General features: G+C 64.0%; 4 protein-coding genes. 1 reads left to right on the forward strand and 3 read right to left on the reverse strand.

Translation table 11 applies throughout. The annotated features are described in order from the left end of the window. From AC1P6P_RS02915 to AC1P6P_RS02925, 3 genes are all read right to left on the reverse strand, one after another. Positions 1–1,000 (reverse strand): hypothetical protein (locus tag AC1P6P_RS02915; protein WP_481400934.1); only part of this gene is annotated, 1,000 nt, incomplete at its 3' end. Between the two features lie 103 nt (positions 1,001–1,103). Then, positions 1,104–1,913: a bestrophin-like domain gene (locus AC1P6P_RS02920; protein ID WP_481400935.1), complete on the reverse strand. Its 810-nt coding sequence runs from the start codon at positions 1,911–1,913 to the stop codon at positions 1,104–1,106. Between the two features lie 94 nt (positions 1,914–2,007). After that, positions 2,008–3,933, reverse strand: a complete 1,926-nt coding sequence (locus AC1P6P_RS02925; protein ID WP_481400936.1) for a sialate O-acetylesterase — start codon at positions 3,931–3,933, stop codon at positions 2,008–2,010. A 516-nt stretch (positions 3,934–4,449) separates the two neighbouring features. Here AC1P6P_RS02925 and AC1P6P_RS02930 point away from each other — a divergent pair. Next, on the forward strand, positions 4,450–4,887 hold the full coding sequence (locus AC1P6P_RS02930; RefSeq protein WP_481400937.1) for a GCN5 family acetyltransferase: 438 nt from the start codon (positions 4,450–4,452) through the stop codon (positions 4,885–4,887). Positions 4,888–5,161 lie beyond the last annotated feature (274 nt).

Raw genomic sequence — 5,161 nt, forward strand, 5'->3', positions numbered from 1 at the left:
TCGCATAGAAAAAAAGCTGGCCATTGATTTTTTGCGGCGCGAAGTGGACGTAGCGCGGCGACACCTTGGGATAGAGCCGTTCACGCCCGCCGGCCCATAGGTGCCATACCTCCGGCAGTTGGTCTTCCAACCCGGCTTCCTGATCGAAATTGACCTTGGCGAACCACGCCGCCACGTCCTTGGCCGTGACGTTCGCCGGCACCGCCACGACGACATCGCCGTCGAAATAGTGATTGGTGTTGCCGTAAACGAAGACCTGCAGTCCGGCGAAATTGGCGAACGTTCCCGGCACGCGGTGCAGCACCCCAACGCCCTCGTCGCCGGCTTCGTCGGTCATTGCGACCGCATCAAGCCGGTCAAGAGCCGCCAAGTCACCCGCCTTGGCCAGCCGCTGCCGGCACATCTCGAAGCGCAGCGATTTCGCGTTAACATAAGCGGTGCCGACCGCCCGCTGCGCCACCGGCTTGTCAGGATATTCCACGGCATCGATGGCATGATCGGCGAGCTTCAGCGGCTTGTCCACGCAGGTGACGCGCCCGTCGTCCGAGCCGTTATACGGAACAGAACACACCGTCAGCCGATCGGGCCGGATGACGAGGCCGACGGTCATCGCGCCCGTTGTGTCGCCATAGCCCGGTTTCCATTCGCGGCGGGAAAAGACGTGGTGCTTGTCGACCCACAGGCTGAAGAAACCCGGCGGATCGGCCCCGCCCATGCCATAGGCAAACATCTGGCCCCTACCATCGCGCACCCGGATCGCCGCGCCCCAACGCGTCGTGCAGTCACTGCGCTTCGCGCCCTTGTCCTTCGACAGTCCGCCGTCGGCCGAGGCCGGCACGGCTGTGAACTCCGCGGGGCCATTATCCTCGGTCAGCGTGAAGCGCACCAGCGCGATATCGTGCGCCGAGCTGCAGACGACATCGGCTTGCGTAAAGCTGTCGTCGGCACGCGCCGCCGCAAGGCTCAAGGCGAATAAACCGACCGCGATCAGGATGCGCATCAAAGCCCCCGTTTTTACCACTGCAGGCTAACGGCAGCGGGGCCGGGGCGGCAACCGGAAAAAGCCGTAATGGACTGCCGTCATCCGCACCGAGGCGCACAGGTTACATCTTCATATTGGCCATGTCGCCCTTTTGCATCTCGGCGATATGAGCGACGGCGCCTTTCCAGGCATCGGGTCCGATGCCGACATCGCTGCGGAACGGGTATTGCAGCTCGAACAGCAGCACCAGAATGGACACGGTGATGGTCACCACCGTCGAACTCATCACCACCTGCATGCGGGTGTTGCGGATGCCGAACAGCCAGCAAAAACAGATGATGCAGGCCGCGCCGATCAACAGCACCAGCCATTCGAACCCCGAAACCCCGCTGTCGTTGACGGCGATGCGCTGCTGGCGGGCGTCATGCATCACGGTGAGCTGCTGCATGGTCGCGACCTGGGCATTGGACTGGCTGAAGTCGACGGGCTTGAACGTTCCGACGACGTTGATGGCGTCCATACCGACCATGGCGGCATCGGTATCGAAGCGGCCGCGGCGCATCAGCGGCCATTCCTGCTCGACCATGATGTTGGCATAGCGCAACATGTCGGCGCGCACCTGCTGGCGCACACTGGCCGGCAATCCCACCGCGGTGTGCCAGGCATCGATGTCGGCATCGGCTTCCTGAACCACGAGCTGGCGCGCATCGAGATAATGCTGCCAGACCACGACGGTGAGAAAGCCGAGGATCACCGCATAGAGCGTGCCCGAGACCGCAATGATGATGCCGCCGACCTCGTTGTGGGCGATGAAATCCTGCGTCTTGAACCGGCGGTGCACCACCGATTGGCCGATCGCCGAGCCCCAGATGGCGAGTGCCAAGGTCGCGATCAGCAGGATCGCCGCGGGGACGTGATAGAGAAAGCCCATCGCCGCGACGCCTTATAAAAACCGGCGCGAAGTCTAGGGCGGTGTATGAGGCACCCGCAATGCTCGATTTATCCGACCGCGAAGGTGACGGCCGTCACCGCTTGGCCAACGGCAGTTCGAACGGCACTGCCGGAATTCGCGTGGTGTCGTACAGCGTGCACACCGGGCCGTCGCCCCAGCAATAGCGCACGCGCGACGGCTTCAGGCCCTTCGGCACCGCCAAACGCACGCTGTTGCCGGCAATCGTCGCGCTGACGAACCGGCAGGCGGTATCGCAGAGTTCGAACCCGATCGGCTGGGCGGCGCCCACCGCCGCGAGCTTGCCGTTGATGCCGCTGAATGTGACCGTGACCGCTCCGCCTTTCAGCGCCGCGCGCGCCGGCTGCGGTCCCGGTTGCAGCGCTTCGCCATAGATCAGCCGCCGCGCCTGCAGCGCCAGACGGCGCCCGACTTCCTGCTTGTTGCCGGGATGCAGGCCCATATGATCGCCGATATCGATCGTCACCGCCAGCGCGGCGTTGCCATCATCGGCGACCGCGAGGCGCTGCGACTCCCGCAAGCGCGCCCAACCCGATTGCTCGGGCGCGAACGGCGGCGGGCCATAATCGGGAAGCTGCACGATCAGGAACGGCAGCTTCGGTGTTTCAAAGGCGCCGCGCCAATCGGCCATCCACGCCCGCAACAGCCCGCGATAGGCATCGGGCTCGCCGGCATTGCTTTCGCCCTGATACCACACGACGCCTTTCAGCGCGTAGGGCGCCAACGGCGCGATCATGCCGTTATAATCCATCGTCAGACCAGCGGTCGGGCCCCACGGCACCTGCGGCGGCTTCGCGGGCTCGATCAGATAGTTCCAGCCGCTCAGCGGTTGGGTGTGTCCGTCCGCAAAGCGCAGCGCCTGCGTGTTGCCGAGCAAGCCGCAGCCGCGCCAGCCGCAATAGAGATTGATAAGAATGTCGTTGGCGCCTTCATGCAGCACGTCGGTCGGCAGCGCGTAGTTGCGCTCCTGGGCATAGCCGGTGGTGGTGCCGGTGGCTTTTCCGTTGACCCACACCGTGTCTTCTTCGGTCATCGGACCCAGCGCCAGATCGGGCGTTTGCGCCGCTTCGGCAGCGGTCAGCGTGACCGAGGTGCGAAACCACACCGTGCCGCCATCCTGCTCCAGCGCCGGAACGCCCCAGGTGCTCCAGACGCCGAGGTCTTTCGGCGCCACCGCCCAGCCGGAGCCCGCTGCCGGATCGCTCCACAGCGCCTTGCCCTTGCCACGCCAGAACGCTTCAATCAACGCATCCCAGCGGCGCACGCCCGCGGCGGGATCGTTGGCATAAAGCTTCAGGGCGTCGAGTTTCTCGTCACGGCCGCCGATACGGGCAAGCGCGTCGGGGCGCATGAAATCGGTGATGTTGGCCCCCGACCACGGCGCCGCGATCAGGCCCAATGGAACGCGTACGGACTTTTGCAGCGCGCGGCCGAAGAAATAGCAGGCGGCCGAGAAGTTCGCCACCGTCTTGGGGCTCGCGGCCGCCCAGGTCGCGCCTGCCGGCAGAAACGACTGCGGCAGCGTTTTGGCGACGTTGGGAATGTTCAGTAAGCGGATGGTAGCGTTGGCCGCGACCTGGATGTCCGGCCCGGCATCGACCGCGCCCGACACCGTGAAGGCCATGTTCGACTGGCCGGAGCAGAGATAGACGTCGCCGATGAGAATGTCGGAAATCGTCTGGGTCGCACCGGCCGTCTTCACCGTCACCGCATAGGGCCCGCCCGCCGTCATCGCCGGCAGGTCGACGCGCCAGCGCCCGGTCCCGTCCGCGGTGGCATTCGCCGAAGCCGTGCCGATCGACGCCGTCAGCGCCGCGCCCGGCGCCGCCACGCCCCACAGCCGGATCGGCTGATCACGCTGCAGCACCGCATGATCCTGGAACACCGGATTGAGCAGCGGCGCGGCAAAGGCAGGCGCAGCAAAGGCATGCGCGGCGAGCAGCAAGGTGGTGGCGGCAACGGACCAGCGGATGGCGGACATGTCCTCTCCTGACGTCTTTTTCGTTATCGCTCCAGCATGTCCCGACTCGCGAGGCCGGCGCAACGTCGAATCCACCGTGCCCACCCGCTCCACGTCTGAGCATGAATCTCTTACCCCCTCATGCAGAGGCGCTCGCCGCGTCGTGTAGCTTGCGTTATGCCGAACCATCCGCGCGGCGAGCCTCGAAGCACGCACTATGCCCGCGCAAGGATTTCAACGCGGAGGCGGCCTGCGTCCCGCAACGGTCATGGCGCCGAAGAGCCGCAGCGAATCTACCCGGCACACCCGCTCCGCGCCTCTGCGTCTCCGCGTGAATATCCCTCATGCTGAGGCGCTCGCCGCTTCGTGCCGTTCGCGTTATGCCGAAACGCCAGCGCGGCGAGCCTCGAAGCACGCACACAATGTCCATTTCAGGTCTCAGATTCACCTTTCCGGCAATTTCCGAGATGCGCCAATACCGGACCTTCCGTTTGGGCGAGCAGCAGGTAGTATCCGCGAATACTCGGGGCACGAATTATGGAAAATTCCGAATATCCGGATGCCGTGGATCGAACCCTTGTCGGCACCTACTCGGCGGTCGCCGGAAGTGGCGGCGGATATGTCTGGGACGCGGTCCTCGAATATCGTGTGTGGTGTCATCCGGAGCGGGGCGCGCCGAACGAAGGCGACGGCAGCGACTACTACTATCCATTTGCGACTTATGCCGAGGCATTGGCCTTCTCAGAAAAGACGGTTGGGGCCGAAGAACCACTTGCACTAGTCCAGCAACTGGAAAGCATCAACGAGCCCGAACCGGGTGTGTATGTGCACGTCAAAGAACCGCGCGTCACGGAATGGCCCGTCGAGTTCCTGCGACGACCGAAAAGGACGAAGGACACCATCCCCGCCTTCTTCGCTCCGGATGCTCCGGTCAACCGGCTTGATATTCTACGGGGGATCGCCCGTCCTGAATGACCGTTGTTGGCGCATCTCGAAATACGCCCTCGCCCGGGAACGTCTGCTTTCGGGTGCTATTGCCCGTTGCCCCTTCATTAACGCAGTTCATGTGCGAGTGCGCCTCGCTTAAATGTTTGCAGAGATGACGAATCCCGCTTGACCGTTCCGCATTTGTTCTATACCTTCTGTGGCGTCATTATGAGCCAAGGAGTCTCCCGACAAAGCATCGCGGGATACGGGCCGTAGCTGAGCCCCTATTTCGCAGGCATCCGATATACAGGACCCGTATGCG

Source organism: Rhizomicrobium sp., assembly GCF_056722145.1.

Excerpts from the sequence above, each read along its gene's own strand:
- AC1P6P_RS02920 (WP_481400935.1), bottom strand. The coding sequence starts at position 1,913 with ATGGGCTTTCTCTATCACGTCCCCGCGGCGATCCTGCTGATCGCGACC.
- AC1P6P_RS02930 (WP_481400937.1), top strand. The coding sequence starts at position 4,450 with ATGGAAAATTCCGAATATCCGGATGCCGTGGATCGAACCCTTGTCGGC.
- AC1P6P_RS02925 (WP_481400936.1), bottom strand. The coding sequence starts at position 3,933 with ATGTCCGCCATCCGCTGGTCCGTTGCCGCCACCACCTTGCTGCTCGCC.